Origin of the sequence: Brevibacterium rongguiense, assembly GCF_009857845.1 — a bacterium.
GTDB lineage: Bacteria > Actinomycetota > Actinomycetes > Actinomycetales > Brevibacteriaceae > Brevibacterium > Brevibacterium rongguiense.
Window position 1 is genome coordinate 65,573 of record NZ_WWEQ01000001.1, and the last position, 17,676, is coordinate 83,248.

Sequence of the window (17,676 nt, forward strand, 5' to 3'; positions counted from 1 at the left end):
TCGCACCTGGGACCCCGTGGACTCAACGCAAAGGACGCACATGAACATCGGCATCCTCACCTCCGGCGGCGACTGCCCGGGCCTCAACGCGGTGATCCGCGGGGCCGTGCGCAAGGGCGTGCGCTCGGAGCACATGACGTTCAGCGGCATCCGCGACGGGTGGCGCGGGCTGCTCGAGGACGACATCGCCCCGCTGACCACCCACGACGTGCGCGGCATCTCCGGGCGCGGCGGCACAATCCTCGGCACCTCGCGCACCCACCCGTACTCGCAGGGCGGGCCCGAGCAGATGAAGCGCGTCATCGCCGCGCGCGGGATCGACGCGATCATCGCGATCGGCGGCGAGGGGACGCTCGCCGGCGCGGCGCGCCTGGTCCGCGACGACGGCCTGCCGGTGGTGGGCGTGCCCAAGACCATCGACAACGACCTGGACAACACGGACTACACGTTCGGCTTCGACACGGCCGCGGAGATCGCCACCGAGGCCATCGACCGGCTGCGCACCACCGCCGAATCGCACCACCGCTGCATGGTCGTCGAGGTCATGGGCCGCAACGTGGGCTGGATCGCGCTGCACTCGGGCATGGCCGGGGGCGCCCACGCGATCCTCATCCCCGAGTTCCCCGTGGACTACGAGCAGATCTACGCGTGGGTGCGCTCCGCCCACGACCGCGGCCGCGCCCCGCTCGTCGTCGTCTCCGAGGGCTTCATGCCCGCGGGCGCCGACGAGCAGGTCGCCGACAAGGGCCGCGACCGCGACGGGCGGATCCGCCTGGGCGGCATCGGCAACCACCTGGCGCCCATGATCGAGGACGCCACCGGCATCGAGACGCGCTCGACGCTGCTGGGCCACCTGCAGCGCGGCGGCCAGCCCACCGCCTACGACCGCGTGCTGGCCACCCGCCTGGGCATGGCCGCGGTGGACCTCGCCGCCAACGGGAGCTGGGGCCAGATGGCCAGCCTGAGCGGCACGGACATCGTCTCCGTCTCCATGGAGTCCGCGGTGGACAAGCTCAAGCTCGTCCCTCAGCAGCGCTGGGATGAGGTGCAGGTGCTGCTCGGATAGGCCGTTTCGGCGCAGGCACACCGGGTGCGCCCGCGCACCGGGCACAACCGTGCGCCGCGCGCCCCACCGGACAGGCGAGAGGGCCCCGCCTCCACGTGAGTGGAGGCGGGGCCCTCGGGCTGCCGGGGCCGGCGCGGCGGCCGGCCCCGGGCGGATCAGACGCCGGAGAAGCCCCCGAAGTCGTAGTCCTCGAGCGCGATCGCCGAGCCCTCGCCGGCCAGCGCCGGGTAGAAGTCGCCGTAGGAGTTGTTGAACATCTCCGCCTTCGCCTCCTCCGTGGGCTCCACGACCATGTCGCGGAACTTGTGCATGCCCGTGCCCGCCGGGATGAGCTTGCCCAGGATGACGTTCTCCTTGAGGCCCAGCAGCGGGTCGGACTTGCCCTCCATCGCAGCCTCGGTGAGCACGCGCGTCGTCTCCTGGAACGATGCGGCCGACAGCCACGAGTCCGTGGCCAGCGACGCCTTCGTGATGCCCATGAGCTCATCGCGGGCGCTGGCGGGCGTGCCGCCCTCGGCCACGACGCGGCGGTTCTCCGCCTGGTACCGGCCGCGGTCCACCAGCTCGCCCGGCAGCAGGTTCGTGTCGCCGGACTCGATGACCGTCACGCGGCGCAGCATCTGGCGCACGATGACCTCGATGTGCTTGTCGTGGATGCCCACGCCCTGCGAGCGGTAGACCTTCTGCACCTCGTCGACGAGGAAGCGCTCGGCCTCCCGGCGACCGCGGATGCGCAGCACCTGCTTGGGGTCGACCGCACCGGCCACGAGCTTGTCTCCCGCGGTGATGTGCTGGCCGTCCTCGACGAGCAGCTGCGAGCGGCGGCCCACGGCGTGCTCGATCTCCTCGGCGCCGTCGTCCGGGACGACGATGACGAAGCGCGTCTTGCGGCTGTCGTCGATCTTCACCCGGCCGGTGGCCTCGGCGATGGGCGCGAAGCCCTTGGGCGTGCGCGCCTCGAACAGCTCAGTGACGCGCGGCAGGCCCTGCGTGATGTCGCCCCCGCCGCCGGCGGCCACGCCGCCGGTGTGGAAGGTGCGCATTGTCAGCTGCGTGCCGGGCTCGCCGATCGACTGCGCCGCGACGGTGCCGATCGCCTCGCCGATGTCCACGAGCTTGCCCGTGGCCATCGAGCGGCCGTAGTGCATCGCGGAGATCTGCACGTCCGAATCGGCGGTGAGCACCGAGTGGACCTTGACCTCGCGGATGCCCGCGGCGACGAGCCGGTCCACGACGTCCGCGTTGATGTCCGTCTTGGCCTCGACGACGACGTTGCCGTCCGCGTCGAGGACATCGCTGACGAGCAGGCGGCCGTAGACGCTGGTCTCCACGTACTCGTGGGGCTCGAGGCCGCCGTCGGCGGTCTCCTGCGCCACGGGCAGCGTGATGCCCTTGTTCGAGTCCGTCTCCTCCGTGCGCACGATGACGTCCTGCGACACATCGACGAGGCGTCGGGTCAGGTAGCCCGAGTCCGCCGTGCGCAGCGCGGTGTCGGCCAGGCCCTTGCGGGCGCCGTGGCTGGCGATGAAGTACTCGAGCACCGAGAGGCCCTCGCGGTAGTTCGACTTGATGGGACGCGGGATGATCTCGCCCTTGGGGTTCGTCACCAGGCCGCGCATGCCCGCGAGCTGCCGGACCTGGGTCCAGTTGCCCGAGGCGCCGGATTCGACGAGGCGCAGCACCGAGTTCTCCTCGGGGAAGTTGTGCTGCATGGCCTCGGCGACCTCGTCCGTCGTGTCCGACCAGATCTTCACGAGCTCCGAGCGGCGCTCATCGTTCGTGAGCGCGCCGAAGTCGAACTGGTCCTGGACCTTCGCCGCCTGGTCCTCAGCCGCGGAGAGCATGGACTCCTTGACGGCCGGGGACACGATGTCGGACATCGCGACCGTGAGGCCGGAGCGGGTCGCCCAGTAGAAGCCGGTGGCCTTGAAGTTGTCGAGGGTCGCGGCGACGTCGACCTTGGGGTACAGGTCGGCGAGGCGGTTGACGATCTTCGACAGCGTCTTCTTGTCCACCGTGCGGTTGACGTAGCGGTAGTCCGCCGGCAGCGTCTCGTTGAACAGCGCGCGGCCCAGCGTGGTCTGCACGACCAGCGGATCACCCGGCGCCCAGCCGGCCGGGACCTCGAGGTCCTTGCCCGGGACCACGTCGTCGATGCGGATCTTGCACTCGGCGCCCAGGTCCAGCTCCCCGCGGTCGAAGGCCATGATGGCCTCCGCGATCGAGCCGAACTCGCGGCCGATGCCGGGGACATCCGTGCGCTGCGACGTCAGGTGGTAGATGCCGATGATCATGTCCTGGCTGGGCATGGTCACGGGCTTGCCGTCGGAGGGCTTGAGGATGTTGTTCGCGGACAGCATGAGGATGCGGGCCTCGGCCTGCGCCTCGGTGCCCAGCGGCAGGTGCACGGCCATCTGGTCGCCGTCGAAGTCGGCGTTGAACGCCGAGCAGACGAGCGGGTGGATCTGGATGGCCTTGCCCTCGATGAGCTGCGGCTCAAACGCCTGGATGCCCAGGCGGTGCAGGGTGGGCGCGCGGTTGAGCAGCACCGGGTGCTCGGTGATGACCTCTTCGAGGACATCCCACACCTGGGGGTGCTGGCGCTCGACCATGCGCTTGGCGGACTTGATGTTCTGCGCGTGGTTGAGGTCCACGAGCCGCTTCATGACGAACGGCTTGAACAGCTCGAGCGCCATGGTCTTCGGCAGGCCGGCCTGGTGCAGCTTGAGCTGCGGGCCGACGACGATGACCGAGCGGCCCGAGTAGTCCACGCGCTTGCCGAGCAGGTTCTGGCGGAACCGGCCCTGCTTGCCCTTGAGCATGTCGGACAGCGACTTGAGCGGGCGGTTGCCCGGCCCGGTGACCGGGCGGCCGCGGCGGCCGTTGTCGAACAGCGAGTCCACGGCCTCCTGGAGCATCCGCTTCTCGTTGTTGACGATGATCTCCGGGGCGCCCAGGTCGAGCAGGCGCTTGAGGCGGTTGTTGCGGTTGATGACGCGGCGGTACAGGTCGTTGAGGTCGGAGGTCGCGAAGCGGCCGCCGTCCAGCTGGACCATGGGGCGCAGCTCCGGCGGGATCACCGGAATCGCGTCGAGCACCATGCCCTCGGGCGAGTTGTCCGTGGTCATGAACGCGTTGACGACCTTGAGGCGCTTGAGCGCGCGGGTCTTGCGCTGGCCCTTGCCGGTCTTGATGAGCTCGCGCAGGGCCTCGGACTCGGCGTCCAGGTCGAAGTCCTGCAGGCGCTTCTGGATCGCCTCGGCGCCCATGGCACCGGTGAAGTAGATGCCGAAGCGCTCGACCATGTCGCGGTAGAGCTGCTCATCGCCCTCGAGGTCGGAGACCTTGAGGCCCTTGAAGCGGTCCCACACCTTCTCGATGCGGTCGAGCTCGCGATCCGCACTGCGGCGCAGATTGCCCATCTCCTTCTCCGCCTGCGCCTCGAGCTTCTTCTTGGCGGCGGCGGTGGCACCGTCGGCCTCGAGGGCCTTGAGGTCCTCCTCGAGCTTCTTGGCGCGGCGGTCGACGTCCGCGTCGCGGCGGTCGACGATGCGCTTCTTCTCCACGTCGATCTGGTTCTGCAGCGTGGGCAGGTCGCGGTGGCGCGACTCCTCGTCGACCGAGGTGATCATGTAGGCGGCGAAGTAGATGACCTTCTCGAGGTCCTTCGGCGCCAGGTCGAGCAGGTAGCCCAGACGGCTGGGCACGCCCTTGAAGTACCAGATGTGGGTGACCGGGGCGGCGAGCTCGATGTGGCCCATCCGCTCGCGGCGCACCTTGGCGCGGGTCACCTCGACGCCGCAGCGCTCGCAGATGATGCCCTTGAAGCGCACGCGCTTGTACTTGCCGCAGTAGCACTCCCAATCGCGAGTCGGTCCGAAGATCTTCTCGCAGAAGAGGCCGTCCTTCTCCGGCTTCAAGGTGCGGTAGTTGATGGTCTCGGGCTTCTTGACCTCGCCGTACGACCAGCGGCGGATGTCTTCGGCGGTCGCCAGGCCGATGCGCAGCTCATCAAAGAAATTGACGTCAGGCACGTAGAACCTCTTTCTCATTGACGGCCTCGGGGCCGTCGTAAATCTCAGGTGAGTTCGGGTTTGCTGGTGTCAGCGGGTCTCAGACCTCTTCGACGGTGTTGGCCTCGTTGCGCGAGAGGTTGATGCCGAGCTCCTCCGCGGCGCGGAAGACCTCGTCATCGGAATCGCGCATCTCGACCGACATGCCGTCCGCGGAGAGGACCTCCACGTCGAGGCACAGCGACTGCATCTCCTTGATGAGGACCTTGAAGGACTCGGGGATGCCCGGGTCCGGCAGGTTCTCGCCCTTGACGATCGCCTCGTAGACCTTCACGCGGCCCGGGATGTCATCGGACTTGATGGTGAGCAGCTCCTGGAGGGTGTACGCGGCGCCGTACGCCTCGAGCGCCCACACCTCCATCTCGCCGAAGCGCTGTCCACCGAACTGCGCCTTGCCGCCCAGCGGCTGCTGGGTGATCATCGAGTACGGCCCGGTCGAGCGCGCGTGGATCTTGTCGTCGACCAGGTGGTGCAGCTTGAGCATGTACATGTAGCCCACGGAGATGGGGTACGGGAACGGCTCGCCGGAGCGGCCGTCGAACAGGCGCGCCTTGCCCGAGGAGTCGATGAGGCGGTCGCCGTCGCGGTTGGGCAGCGTCGAGTCCAGCAGGCCGCGCAGCTCCTCCTCGTGGGCGCCGTCGAACACCGGGGTGGCGACGTTCGTCCCGGGCTCGGCCTCGCGCTCGAAGTGCAGGTGGCTGAGCTCCTGGGCCCACTCGGGGTTGCCCTCGATCTTCCAGCCCTGCTTGGCGATCCAGCCGAGGTGGACCTCGAAGACCTGCCCGATGTTCATGCGGCGGGGCACGCCGTGCGGGTTGAGGATGACGTCGACAGGCGTGCCGTCGGCGAGGAACGGCATGTCCTCGACCGGCAGGATGCGCGAGATGACGCCCTTGTTGCCGTGGCGGCCGGCCATCTTGTCGCCGATCGTGATCTTGCGCCGCTGGGCGACGTAGACGCGGACCAGCTGGTTGACGCCGGGAGCCAGCTCGTCGTCCTCGTCGCGGTCGAAGACCTTGACGGCGATGACGGTGCCGGACTCGCCATGGGGCACCTTGAGCGATGTGTCGCGGACCTCGCGGGACTTCTCGCCGAAGATCGCGCGCAGCAGGCGCTCCTCCGGGGTCAGCTCGGTCTCGCCCTTGGGCGTGACCTTGCCGACGAGGATGTCGCCGTCCGTGACCTCGGCGCCGATGCGGATGATGCCGCGCTCGTCGAGGTCGGCCAGCGCGTCCGGGGAGATGTTCGGGATGTCGCGCGTGATCTCCTCGGCGCCCAGCTTCGTGTCGCGGGCGTCGACCTCGTGCTCCTCGATGTGGATCGAGGAGAGGACGTCGTCCTGGACCATGCGCTGGGACAGGATGATGGCGTCCTCGAAGTTGTAGCCCTCCCAGGACATGAACGCCACGAGCAGGTTCTTGCCGAGCGCCATCTCGCCGTTCTCGGTGGCCGGGCCGTCGGCGAGCACTGCGCCGATCTCCACCCGGTCGCCCTCGTTGGCGATGATGCGCTGGTTGTAGGACGTGCCGTGGTTCGAGCGGCGGAACTTCTCGGCCCGGTAGGTCGAGGTGGTGCCGTCGTCGTTCATGACGGTGACGTGGTCCGCGGAGACCTCGGTGACGGCGCCCGGCTTCTGCGCGACGATGACGTCGCCGGCGTCGACGGCCGCGCGGTACTCCATGCCGGTGCCCACGAACGGGGCCTCGCTCATGACCAGCGGCACCGCCTGGCGCTGCATGTTCGCGCCCATGAGGGCGCGGTTGGCGTCGTCGTGCTCGAGGAACGGGATGAGCGCGGTGGCCACGGAGACCATCTGGCGGGCCGAGACGTCCATGAAGTCGATCTCGGAGACCGGCAGGAGCTCGGCCTCGCCGCCGCCGCCCTTGGGGCGGGCGAGCACGTGGTCCTCGGCGAAGCGGCTGTCGTCGTCGAGCGGCGCGTTGGCCTGCGCGATGTTGTACTCCAGCTCGTCGTCCGCGGTGAGGTACGCGGTCTGGTCCGTCACGACGCCGTCGACGACCTTGCGGTACGGGGTCTCGATGAAGCCGAACGGGTTGATGCGCGCGTAGGACGCGAGCGAGCCGATGAGGCCGATGTTCGGGCCCTCCGGCGTCTCGATCGGGCACATGCGGCCGTAGTGCGAGGGGTGGACGTCGCGGACCTCCATGCCCGCGCGGTCGCGGGAGAGGCCGCCGGGGCCCAGCGCGGAGAGCCGGCGCTTGTGGGTCAGGCCCGCGAGCGGGTTGTTCTGATCCATGAACTGGCTCAGCTGCGAGGTGCCGAAGAACTCCTTGATCGCGGCGACGACCGGGCGGATGTTGATGAGCGTCTGCGGCGTGATCGCCTCGACGTCCTGCGTCGTCATGCGCTCGCGCACGACGCGCTCCATGCGCGACAGGCCCGTGCGGACCTGGTTCTCGATGAGCTCGCCCACCGCGCGGATGCGGCGGTTGCCGAAGTGGTCGATGTCGTCGAGCGCGACGCGGATCTCCGTCTCCTCGCCGTCGCGGCGCCCGGGCATGGAGTCCTTGCCGGCGTGCAGCGAGACGATGTAGCGGATGGTCGCGACGATGTCGTCGACGGAGAGCACGGAGTCCGACAGCGGCGCGTCGATGCCGAGCTTGCGGTTGAGCTTGTAGCGGCCCACCTTCGCCAGGTCGTAGCGCTTGTTGTTGAAGTAGAGGTTGCGCAGCAGGGTCTCCGCGGCCTCGACGGTCGCGGGCTCGGCCGGGCGCAGCTTCTTGTAGATGTCGAGCAGCGCCTCCTCGCGGGTCTCGACGGTGTCCTTCGCGAGGGTCTCGCGGATGGACTCGAACTCGCCGAACTCTTCGAGGATCTTCGACTCAGTCCAGCCCAGCGCCTTGAGCAGCACGGTGACGGACTGCTTGCGCTTGCGGTCGAGGCGCACGCCCACCTGGTCGCGCTTGTCGATCTCGAACTCGAGCCAGGCGCCGCGCGAGGGGATGATCTTCGCGGTGTAGATGTCCTTGTCGCTCGTCTTGTCCGCGGCGGCCTCGAAGTAGGCGCCCGGGGAGCGCACGAGCTGCGAGACGACGACGCGCTCGGTGCCGTTGATGACGAAGGTGCCCTGGTCGGTCATGAGCGGGAAGTCGCCCATGAAGACCGTCTGGCTCTTGATCTCGCCCGTGTTGTTGTTCATGAACTCGGCGGTGACGAACAGCGGGGCCGAGTAGGTCATGTCCCGCTCCTTGCACTCGTCGATCGAGTACTTGGGCGGCTCGAAGCGGTGCTCGCGGAACGACAGGCTCATCGCGCCGGAGAAGTCCTCGATGGGAGAGATCTCCTCGAAGATGTCCTCGAGGCCCGAGGTGGTGGCAACCGAGTCGTCGCCCGTCTCGATGGCCTCGGCGACGCGGTCCTGCCAGCGCTCGTTGCCGATCAGCCAGTCGAAGCTGTCGGTCTGGAGGCCCAGCAGATTGGGGACCTCGAGGGGCTCGTGGATCTTCGCAAAGGAGATGCGCTTGGGCGGGTTAGCGGTCCTGATGTTTTCGTTGGCGGCGGCCAATGGGATCCTTCCACGTGGTTGTCTCTCCTGCGCTGCCGCGCTCACCCCGGGAGCATTGCCGGCGTGGGCTCAATCGAGTGCGCGAGCCCGCCCTGGTGTGCGGGCTCCGATCGTCTCCGGAGGTGAAGTCCTTGCTGGCCCACCGCTATTTGAAGGCACCACAAGCTACAGCAACGCAAGGATCTACATTAGACCCGAATGCCCCCGCGCGCAAGTCCGGCTGTGATATGGTGCCCCGCTTGCGGTGGTGAGGCTGTCGTCGGCGCTCAGGAGCGCTCCCAGAGGCCGGTGAACGCGACCGGTTCGAAGCCCACCGCGTTGTTGATGGCGAGCATCGCGTCGTTCTCGCACGCGTTGTACGTCTGCACCCATGCGACATCGGGGCGCCGCTCCCGCAGGTGCGCCGCATTCAGGCGCTTGACGGTGCCCGCCAGCCCCCGGCCGCGGTGGGCGCGCGCCGTCACCGTCTCCTCCTGCTGGGCCACCGGCCGCGGGCCGGCGGCGAACGCGGTGGCCGCGGTGCAGCGCCCTGCGGTGTCGAACAGCGCCGTCCAGTAGCGCTCGCCGCCCTGGGCCCGCACGACGTCGAGGTCGTTGCGCAGCCGGTCGGCGCTAACGGCCTCGTGCTCGAAGGACCCATCGCCGGCCGGGACGTCCGCGCTGAACGTCGTGAGCAGCTCGAGCAGTGCCGCCATGTCCCCATCCCCCGGCAGGCCGGCCCAGCTGCGCGCGGTGAGGCCGGCCGGGGCCTCGGGAGCGGAGACGGCCGCGAGGGCCAGCAGTGAGCGGCGCTCGACCTGGATGAGCCGGTACCCGAGGGCGAGCATCCTCGCGGTCGTCGCATCGGCCCCCAGCGCGCCGGCGCCCGAGCCGGGCCGGACCGCCCGCGCGGCCGGGTCCCGCGGCCCGGCCGGACCGGCAGCACGGCCACCGGGTTCCGACGGCCCGCTGCCGCGCAGCCCCGGGCTCCACCACACCGGCCCGGTGCGGTGGACCGCGGGCAGGGCGAGCTCGCTGAACGCGCTCGCGGGCACCGCACCGGATTCGGTGAAGCGCAGGTCCTTCGTCCGGCCGGCGCGCTCGCGCGCCGCGGTGAGGAACGCCTCGAGCGCGCCGACGGCCGCCGCGGCCCGCTGCGGCGCGGCGCGCGGATCGACGATCACCTCCGAGTCCATGAAGTCGAGGTTCTCCAGCTGCGAGAACAGCGCGAGGCCGGCGGCGATGGGACGCCCGCCGGGGCCGACGATGACCGCCCCCGTGCGCGTGTAGCTCGTGTCCGTCAGCCACCTCGCCAGTCGCTCCGCCCCGGTGGCCACCGCGGCGGGCAGGCCGCTCAGGCGCTCCTCCTGCGCCCGGTCGAGTCCGGCGATGCCGTCCAGGAGCGCGGCGAGTCGCGCGCGGCCGGCCGGGCGGCGCGGGTCGCCGCAGTCCGCGGTTCGCAAAAGGCGCATCCCCGGCGGCAGCGTCACGGGCTGTGCTGCCGCGTCCGCTCTCGTCATGTGCGCGATGGTACCGGCGGGCGCGGGTTTGATGCGAGGGCACGGGGGCGACGCGAGGGCCGCGGGCGGCACCCGGCCAGCAGCGGGCCCGATGCGAGGTGCGAGCCGGCTGGGCTCCGCGCCCCTGGACGCTGCCCCGCGTGTCCGCGCACGGTGAGGGCGCGGCGCCGCGTCCCTCGTAGCGGTTTGGGAACAACGGGCGGCGGCCCTGTGGATTCTCGCCGGCGAACCGGTGCGCGCTGATAGCTTGCCAGCATGGACGGGTCGTATTTCTGGTTGCACTTCGCCGCCTCCGCCGCGGCCTTCGCGCTGATCGGCGTCTCCTGCCTGGGGCTGATCCCCACGGGCGGCACGGGTTCGCGGCGCCCCGGCGGGCGCGTCGCCGAGCGTGCCGCCGGGCGCGCTGCGGGGCCCGGGAGCCGCGGGAGCCGACGAGCCGCCGCCCCCGGGCCCCCACGCCCCGCAGCCGTGAACCCCACGGCACCGAACCCCGCGGCCCAGGGTCCACGGCCTCAGGGCCCCCGCCCTCGCGGGCCCCAAGCGGGAGGACCACGGCCGAGCGCATCCCGCGCCTGGGGCCCCGGCCCCGGGCAGCAGCCCATCGCCAGCCAGCCGTACCCGGGCGGGCCCGTGCCCTCGGACCGTGCCCTCGGCACTCCGCGCTCCGCGGCCGCTCCCGCCGGTTACGCGCCCGCGGCCTACGCGCCCGCGGGACAGCGGCCGGCTGCCCGCCCCGCCGCCGACCGCAGCGCCCTCTACCCGAACATCCTCCTGGGCGTCGCCTGCCTCTTCGTGCTCGCCGCCGCGATCGTGTTCGCGAGCATCGCCCGCTCACCGGGCATCCGTGCGGTCTGCATCTGGGCGGTTGCCCTCGTCGTCTACGGCACCGGCCTGCTCATCTACACGCTCACCCGGCGCCTGCGGCCCGTCGGCAGCGCGCTCACCGGGCTCGGCCTCGCCCTCGTGCCGATCGCGGGCTCCCTGCTGGGCGGCCTGTCGCTGACCTCCCCCAGCCTCGCCTGGTTCGTCTCCTCGCTGGTGGGCTTCGCGTGCTTCGTCCTCGCCGCATGGCTGCTGCGCTCGGCGACGATCACCTGGTTCGCCGGGCTGTTCTGCCTCTCCCTGTTCATGTCCGCCGCCAGCCTCACCGCCGCGCCGGTGGTCTGGTACTTCGCCGTGCTCATCCTCGCCACCTCGCTCCTCGCGCTGGCAGCGCGGGTGCTCCGCGGCCGGGCGAGCGCCCTGACGACCGAGCCCCTCGTGCTCATCGGCGAGGTCGTCGCGCCGGCAGCCGTGCTCGCCGCGACGGCGATCATGCCGTTCCCCTCCGCGGGGGCCTGGGCTGGGCTTTTCGGCGCGCTCGCCGTGCACTACGCCGTCGCGGCGCTCCTCTTCCCCGCCATGTGGCGGATCGCCGCCGCCCAGGCCGCTGCCATCGCCGCCCTCGTCGCCCTCGTCGTGGCGTGCTCCGGGGCGCTGTGGTTTCACGGTCACGAGGGCTTCGCGGGGCGCACCGGCGCCGGCGCCGTCACCGCGCTGATCGCCGCCGTCGCCGTGGGCGCCGAGGCGGTGCTCGTCCGCCGCCGCAACCGGCTGTTCTCCCTCCTGTGCCTGGGCACGGGCGGAGTGCTGCTGATCGCCGCGCACTTCGCGGCCGAGGGGATGCTGCGCGCCGATGTCCCGGCGCTGGCCATCGCGCTCGCCCTCGCCTGCGCGAGCGCGGCCGCATGCGCGCTCCTCATCGCCCTCGCCTTCGACCTCCCGCCCGCACAGGGTGTGGCCGCGGCCTGCGCGCTGGGCGCCGTGGCATGGGTCGGCAGGCTCCTGCCGCTGTCCCCGTCACTGCCGGGCGGCGGGGCCCGCTGGGTGCTCGTCGCCGCAGCGGGCTTCACGATCGTGCTGGCCGGGGTCATCGCCGTGCAGACCTTCGCCGCCTCGCGCGCCGGGCGCCGCCTGCCGCGCACGCGGCGGGCCATCCCCTGGATGAGCGGCGGTGCGCCGTTCGTCCTCCTCCTGCCCGCGGCGATCGCCCCGGATGCCGGCATGCCGTTGGTGGCCGCCGCCATCGCCCTCGCGCTCCTGCTCGCGCTTGCGGGGTGCGCGTGCGCCGCGAAGTCCGGTCTGCTCCTCACCGGGGCGATGCCGCTCAGCTTCGCGCTCGGGAGCGGCATTGCGCGCGCGCTCGGCCCCGCGTCCGAGGCGCCGGCCCGCACGGCGCTCATCACCGCGGTCGTTCTCACGCTCATAACGGCGGGACTCGTCCTGGCCGCCGCGCCCCTCGTGCGCAGGGGGCGAGCGCAGCGCGCGCTCTCGTGCGCCACAGCCGCCATGCTGTGCACGGCCGGTGCCCAGCCCATGCTGTTGTCCGGCCTTGCGATGTCCCTCATCTCCGCGCGCACGCAGCTGGCCCCCAGCGAGGCGGTGCTCGCCGGGGCGGGAATCGTAGCCGTCCTGGGGGCCGCGCGCTGGGTGCAGCGCCGCGTGCTCACCACCGCGCCGGCCACCGTGGCCATCCCCGGTGCCGTCAAGCGGCCCGCCGCTCCGCGGCAGCCGGGGGCGCCGGCCGCGCGACGGCCCGAACCGGCGCCGCCGGCCGGATGGGGCCCGCGCCCACGGCTGGCCGGGGCCACCGGATACACGACGGCCTTCTCGCTGGGCATCGGCGCGTTGGCCGGTGCGGCGGTCGTGGTGTTCGGCTCCTCGGCCGCCGCCCTGCCGCTGGCCGTGGTGGCCTGCGGCGTGGTCGTCGCGATCAGCGCCGCGACGGCACTGGGTGAACGGCTGGGCGGCCTCTTCGCCCTGGGGGGCCTGCCCCTGCTCATCATGTTCACGCTGCCGGCGCAGCTCATCACCGATGACGGGTCCGTGCAGCTGCTGGTGGGCGCCTGGGGTGCGTGGGCCGTCACCTACGGCGCCTACTGGCTGCTCGTGCGCCTGGGGCGCCCCAGTCTCACCCTCCTCATCATGGCGTTCTGCGCGGTGGGAATCGCGGTGCTCGCCACCCTCACGCTGAGCGCCTCGGTGCCCTGGCTGCACTCCCTGCCGCAGGCGGCCGCCGGGCTCACCGTCATGGCGCCGGCGCTCATGCTCGCGCTGCTCGGCGTGCGCATGCGCAGCCCCATGGCCCGGCGCGTGCTGCCGGAGGCGGCGAGCTACGTCATGGCCTTCGGCGCGATGCTCGTGGTCCACGGCATCGTCGACGTGCGCGCCGTCATCGGCTGGCACCTCGTCGTGGCCGTCGCCTGGTTCTGGGGACTGCGCGCCGAAGCGCGGGGCGAGCGCACCGGTGCGCTCGTCCGGCTGATCGTCCCGTTCGCCGCGCTCACCCTGCTGGGGCTCGTCGCCGCACTGGCCGGCGGCGGCTGGTACACGGTCGTCTTCCTCGCCGACCACGTGGCGCTGCTCGTCTACGGGGCGCTTCGCTCCCGGCCGTGGGCGCTGTGGTGGGGACTGGCGGCCTCCGTCGCGGCCATCGTCTGGTTCCTGCGCGACCTCGTGTGGCTGGCGCTCATCGTGCTGGCGCTCGTGCTCATCGGGGTGGTCGTCTGGCTGCTGCTGCGCGGACAGCGCAAGCCGCAGCCGCAGTCGCCCCCCGCCTTCGACCCCGGCCCCCAGAGCGATGGCACCGGCGGGGGAACCGGGGGACCTCACGGCGGGGCCGCGCACTGGGGCGCTCAGGCGCGCCGGGACGCCGCCGCGGCAACCGGGGGCGCGCGCCAGGATCCTCACACTCGTTGGGCCCCGCGGCCCGCAGGCGCCCCTGCGCCCGGGTTCCGGCCGCCAGCGCCGGCCCCGCGCGGACCGGGCGGTGCGGTGCCGGGCGGTGATCGTGGCCAGCAGCAGGGTCCGCCCGCGGGGATGGCGCCCTCAGGGGCCGGAGACCCGCGGGAGCCTCGGCGGCCGTCGGCGGGTCCGCCGGAGATCCCACCCGGCCCCCTCGCCGGGCCGGTGAGCGGCCGGCCCGGCGAGTGGGCGAACCCGCCGCAGCATCCGCAGACCGCCGGTCACCACGGCGCCACGCCGCCCACGCCGCCCCCGGCGCCCCCGCAGGCCGGGGATCCCAGACTGGCGGGCGGGCGAGCGCCGGCACCCTACCGGACCGACCACCGTGAGCAGGCGGGGCCGGGTCCCCGCCCACAGGGGATGGATCCCCGCCGCGGCCTCGTGCACGACGATGGGCAGCCAAACCCCGGTGCGCGCCCGGCTCCGGCGGACCCGGGCGCGCAGGCCGCTCCCCCGCGCCCGGGCGCAGTGCGGCGCCCCGGCACACCCCGGGCCCCGGGCAGCGGCACACACGCTCCCGGGACCCAGGCACCGGGCGCGCATGATCCCGGTGCGCAGGGTGCCGGAGCGCAGGGTGCCGGAGCGCAGAGCCCCGGTGCACAGCCCCCCGGCACCCAGGGCGGTCCTGCCACGGAGGAATCGCGGTGAGCCGCGTCTACGCCTTCACCAGCGACCCGGCCGCCCTCAACAGCTACCTGGTCGTGGGTGCGGAGCGCGCCCTCGTCGTCGACACGGGAGCGGGACCGCGCCAGGCGGCCGGGATCCTTGCGGCCGTTCGCGCCGTGACCGAGCTGCCGCTGACGGTGGTGAACACCCACGACCACTGGGACCACTTCTTCGGCAACGCGACGTTCCGAGCGGCCGGGGTGGAGGACTTCCGCGCCGGCGTCGGCTTCGTGCGCGACCAGGCGGGCTCCGCGTGGTACCAGTACCACTCCGTGCCGCTCGAGGCCGAGCCCGACCTGCCGCCGGATCCGGGACAGCTCATCGTGGACGTCCGCCCCCTGGGGGCCGGTGAGGCGATCGAGCTGGGCGGGGCGAGCGTCGTCGCCCGCGAGCTGGCGGGCCACACCGACAGCGACCTCGTGCTCATCGTGGACGATGTCGCGCTCGTGGGCGACCTCGTGGAGGAGGGCGCCCCGCCCTCCGTGGGCGAGGACGCGACACCCGGGCGCTGGGCGCAGGCGCTGCGCGACGTCCTGGCGCTGCCCGGCATCGCGGTGTTCTGCCCCGGCCACGGCCAGCCGGTCGACCGGGCCTTCGTCCAGGAGCAGGCCGCCAACCTCGCGGAGCTGGCCGCGGATCCGGCCGCCGAGGTGCGCGAGCTCGCCACCGCGCCCTTCGCCTGGGCGGAGGAGACGGGCACCGCCGGCCTGCGTCGCCTGCGCTGAGCCTGCGAGCCGGGCAGGCGCCCGTCGCGGGGGGCGATGCCGGACGCACGGCCCACAGAGGGGCCGCCGCGGCCCAGGCCGAGCTCGTCGCCGCTGGGCGCGGCCCTGGCGGCGCCGGGCCCCGGGCCCGCACCGCAGGCTCGGTTCTGGCAGCACACCCGTCCCCGGGAGCACGGCCGCCCCGTGACCGGACCCATCGCACCTCGAGCTGGGGGTCGCACCTCGAGCTGGGGGCAGCGGTGCCGAGACCGGGGATCCAGCCGCGCCGGCCGGAATGCGGCCCGCGGCCACAAGCGCCCCGCGCCGGTGAGCGGGCGCCTGCACTCGGGCGGCCGGCGCGAACGGTTCCGTTCCGGGTGATTCCGGGCTACGAGGCGGAGGCCGACACGAGGGCCACCAGCGCGAAGGCCGCGAAGCCCACCCCGGGCGCCAGGACGCTGCAGACGATCGCGACGATGGGCCGGCCCTTGCGCTGCCGCTTGACGAGCGCCACGATGGCGCACACGAGCCCGGCGGTGCCCAGCGCACCCCACAGCGCGAAGGACAGCCAGATGCCGTTGGCCACGAGGAAGTAGTCCGGCGGCAGGTCGCTCATGTACCGCCCGGAGGACTGCTGCCACCGGGTGGTCACGAACCCCATGGCGGCGCCGGCGGCCGCGAATCCCACCAGCGCCACGATGCTCAGCGCCAGCGCCACCGCGCTCAGCCGGGTGGACGCGCCGCCGGGGCGCCCTCCGCGGCCGGTGCGCACGGGCTGAGCGGAGGGGGAAGACGAGGGGCCCGGCGAGGGCGATGCGGCGGACATGGCCTCATCCTGTCATGGTGCGCCCCATCCCGTGATCCCCTGATCGCCTGATCCCCGGAGACCGCAGGCACGCGATATCCCCCGCTGCCACAGCCTCGCGAAGACCGCGTGCCGCGCTCGAGGGCGCCCCCTCCCCGCTCGCACACGGCGGCGCAGGCACAGCCTCGTGAGCGGGGCGTCCGCATGGCTCCACGTCCGCACGGCTCTGCGTCCGCACACCCCCGCGGACGCAGCGAACCCCGCGGACGCGGCGAACCCCGCCGTGCGATGCACGGCGGGGTTCGCGGTGAGCCGGTCGCGGACGGCGCGAGCCGTCAGCGACGGGGGATCACTTGAGGGTGACGGTCGCGCCGGCGCCCTCGAGCTGCTCCTTGGCCTTGTCGGCCGTCTCCTTGTTGACGCCCTCGAGGACGGCCTTGGGGGCGCCGTCGACGAGCTCCTTGGCCTCCTTGAGGCCGAGCGAGGTGAGGGCGCGCACCTCCTTGATGACCGGAACCTTCTTGTCGCCGGCCGACTCGAGGACGACGTCGAACTCGTCCTTCTCCTCGGCGGCGGCGCCGGCATCGGCACCGCCGGCGGCGGGGGCGGCAGCGGCGGCGACCGGAGCCGCGGCCTCGACCTCGAACTCCTCTTCGAACTTCTTGACGAAGTCGTTGAGCTCGATGAGCGTGAGCTCCTTGAAAGCCTCGATGAGCTCTTCGGGGGTGAGCTTAGCCATGGTGGCTTAGTCCTTCCGTGTGGTGGCCGCACGGGGCGGCCGGGTGGTTGTTCGGGGTGAAGCTCAGGCGGCCTCTTCGCCCTGGCGCTTTTCGCGCAGGGCGTCGATCGTGCGGATGTTCTTGACCAGCGGAGCCTGGACCACGTAGGCAGCCTTGTACAGGCCGCCCTTCATGGCACCGGCGGCCTTGGCCAGCAGAACCTCCCGCGACTCGAGGTCGGCGAGCTTCGTTACATCCTCAGCGGCGAGGAGGCTGCCGTCGAAGTAGCCTCCCTTGATGACCAGCTGCGGATTCGCCTTGGCGAAGTCACGAAGCGCCTTCGCTGCATCGGAGATCTCACCGGAGACGAAGGCGATTGCCGTCGGCCCGGAGAGCAGGTCGTCGAGTCCCTCGACGCCGGCTTCCTTAGCAGCGATTGCGGTCAGCGTATTCTTCACCACGGCGTAGGAGGCGCTCTCACCCAGTGCGACGCGCAGCTCCTTGAGCTGCGCGACGGTGAGACCGCGGTACTCGGTCAGCAACGCGGCGTGGGAATCAGCGAACTGCTGCTTGATCTCCGCGACCGCGGCTGCCTTGTCAGGCCTCGCCATGGTTGTCCTTTCGTAAATGCCGGTCCGACTCGGACACGAAAAAAGCGCTCCGCACAGGGGCGCGGAACGCTGGCACCGGATTGCTCCGGCTGCATTCTCCTCACACCTGCGCAGGTCACTCTCACGAGTCTTCGCCCGCGGGTGCCCGGCGCGAATCGCTTCGCAACGGGTGTGCCCGCGGAGACCGACGGTCTTGGGCAGAGACCAGCATAGACCAGGTGGCC

Annotated in this window: 9 protein-coding genes; 3 read left to right on the forward strand and 6 right to left on the reverse strand. The window is 72.1% G+C overall.

Going from position 1 to position 17,676, the window contains the following annotated elements; all coding sequences use genetic code 11:
• Positions 1 to 40: 40 nt before the first annotated feature.
• Entirely contained in the window at positions 41 to 1,066 is a 1,026-nt protein-coding gene (locus GSY69_RS00360; RefSeq protein ID WP_160951935.1) for a 6-phosphofructokinase, read from the forward strand.
• Positions 1,067 to 1,221: 155 nt separating this feature from the next.
• On the opposite strand, the gene GSY69_RS00365 is transcribed toward GSY69_RS00360, so the two are convergent.
• From GSY69_RS00365 to GSY69_RS00375, 3 genes are all read right to left on the reverse strand, one after another.
• Positions 1,222 to 5,100 (reverse strand): DNA-directed RNA polymerase subunit beta', encoded by a 3,879-nt coding sequence (locus GSY69_RS00365; RefSeq protein WP_160951936.1) that lies wholly within the window; start codon positions 5,098 to 5,100, stop codon positions 1,222 to 1,224.
• 79 nt (positions 5,101 to 5,179) lie between these two features.
• A complete protein-coding gene (gene rpoB / locus GSY69_RS00370; protein ID WP_160951937.1) occupies positions 5,180 to 8,665 on the reverse strand; it encodes a DNA-directed RNA polymerase subunit beta in 3,486 nt (1,161 codons plus the stop codon).
• Positions 8,666 to 8,931: 266 nt separating this feature from the next.
• The gene (locus GSY69_RS00375; RefSeq protein WP_160951938.1) at positions 8,932 to 10,164 is read right to left on the reverse strand and encodes a GNAT family N-acetyltransferase; all 1,233 of its coding nucleotides are present in this window, start codon (positions 10,162 to 10,164) and stop codon (positions 8,932 to 8,934) included.
• A 630-nt stretch (positions 10,165 to 10,794) separates the two neighbouring features.
• Between GSY69_RS00375 and GSY69_RS00380 the strand changes: the two genes are divergently transcribed.
• The gene (locus tag GSY69_RS00380; protein ID WP_160951939.1) at positions 10,795 to 14,595 is read left to right on the forward strand and encodes a hypothetical protein; all 3,801 of its coding nucleotides are present in this window, start codon (positions 10,795 to 10,797) and stop codon (positions 14,593 to 14,595) included.
• Positions 14,592 to 15,338, forward strand: coding sequence for an MBL fold metallo-hydrolase (locus tag GSY69_RS00385; protein WP_160951940.1), 747 nt, complete (start codon positions 14,592 to 14,594; stop codon positions 15,336 to 15,338). Before GSY69_RS00380 ends, GSY69_RS00385 begins: the two co-directional genes overlap by 4 nt.
• Before the next feature lie 367 nt (positions 15,339 to 15,705).
• On the opposite strand, the gene GSY69_RS00390 is transcribed toward GSY69_RS00385, so the two are convergent.
• From GSY69_RS00390 to rplJ, 3 genes are all read right to left on the reverse strand, one after another.
• Entirely contained in the window at positions 15,706 to 16,143 is a 438-nt protein-coding gene (locus tag GSY69_RS00390) for a hypothetical protein (protein ID WP_160951941.1), read from the reverse strand.
• Between the two features lie 328 nt (positions 16,144 to 16,471).
• Positions 16,472 to 16,861 carry a 50S ribosomal protein L7/L12 gene (gene rplL / locus GSY69_RS00395; protein ID WP_160951942.1) on the reverse strand — a complete coding sequence of 130 codons (390 nt, stop codon included), beginning with the start codon at positions 16,859 to 16,861 and terminating at the stop codon, positions 16,472 to 16,474.
• A 63-nt stretch (positions 16,862 to 16,924) separates the two neighbouring features.
• The gene (gene rplJ, locus GSY69_RS00400) at positions 16,925 to 17,452 is read right to left on the reverse strand and encodes a 50S ribosomal protein L10 (protein ID WP_160951943.1); all 528 of its coding nucleotides are present in this window, start codon (positions 17,450 to 17,452) and stop codon (positions 16,925 to 16,927) included.
• Positions 17,453 to 17,676 lie beyond the last annotated feature (224 nt).

Excerpts from the sequence above, each read along its gene's own strand:
- rplJ (WP_160951943.1), bottom strand. The coding sequence starts at position 17,452 with ATGGCGAGGCCTGACAAGGCAGCCGCGGTCGCGGAGATCAAGCAGCAG.
- rplL (WP_160951942.1), bottom strand. The coding sequence starts at position 16,861 with ATGGCTAAGCTCACCCCCGAAGAGCTCATCGAGGCTTTCAAGGAGCTC.
- GSY69_RS00360 (WP_160951935.1), top strand. The coding sequence starts at position 41 with ATGAACATCGGCATCCTCACCTCCGGCGGCGACTGCCCGGGCCTCAAC.
- GSY69_RS00375 (WP_160951938.1), bottom strand. The coding sequence starts at position 10,164 with ATGACGAGAGCGGACGCGGCAGCACAGCCCGTGACGCTGCCGCCGGGG.
- GSY69_RS00390 (WP_160951941.1), bottom strand. The coding sequence starts at position 16,143 with ATGTCCGCCGCATCGCCCTCGCCGGGCCCCTCGTCTTCCCCCTCCGCT.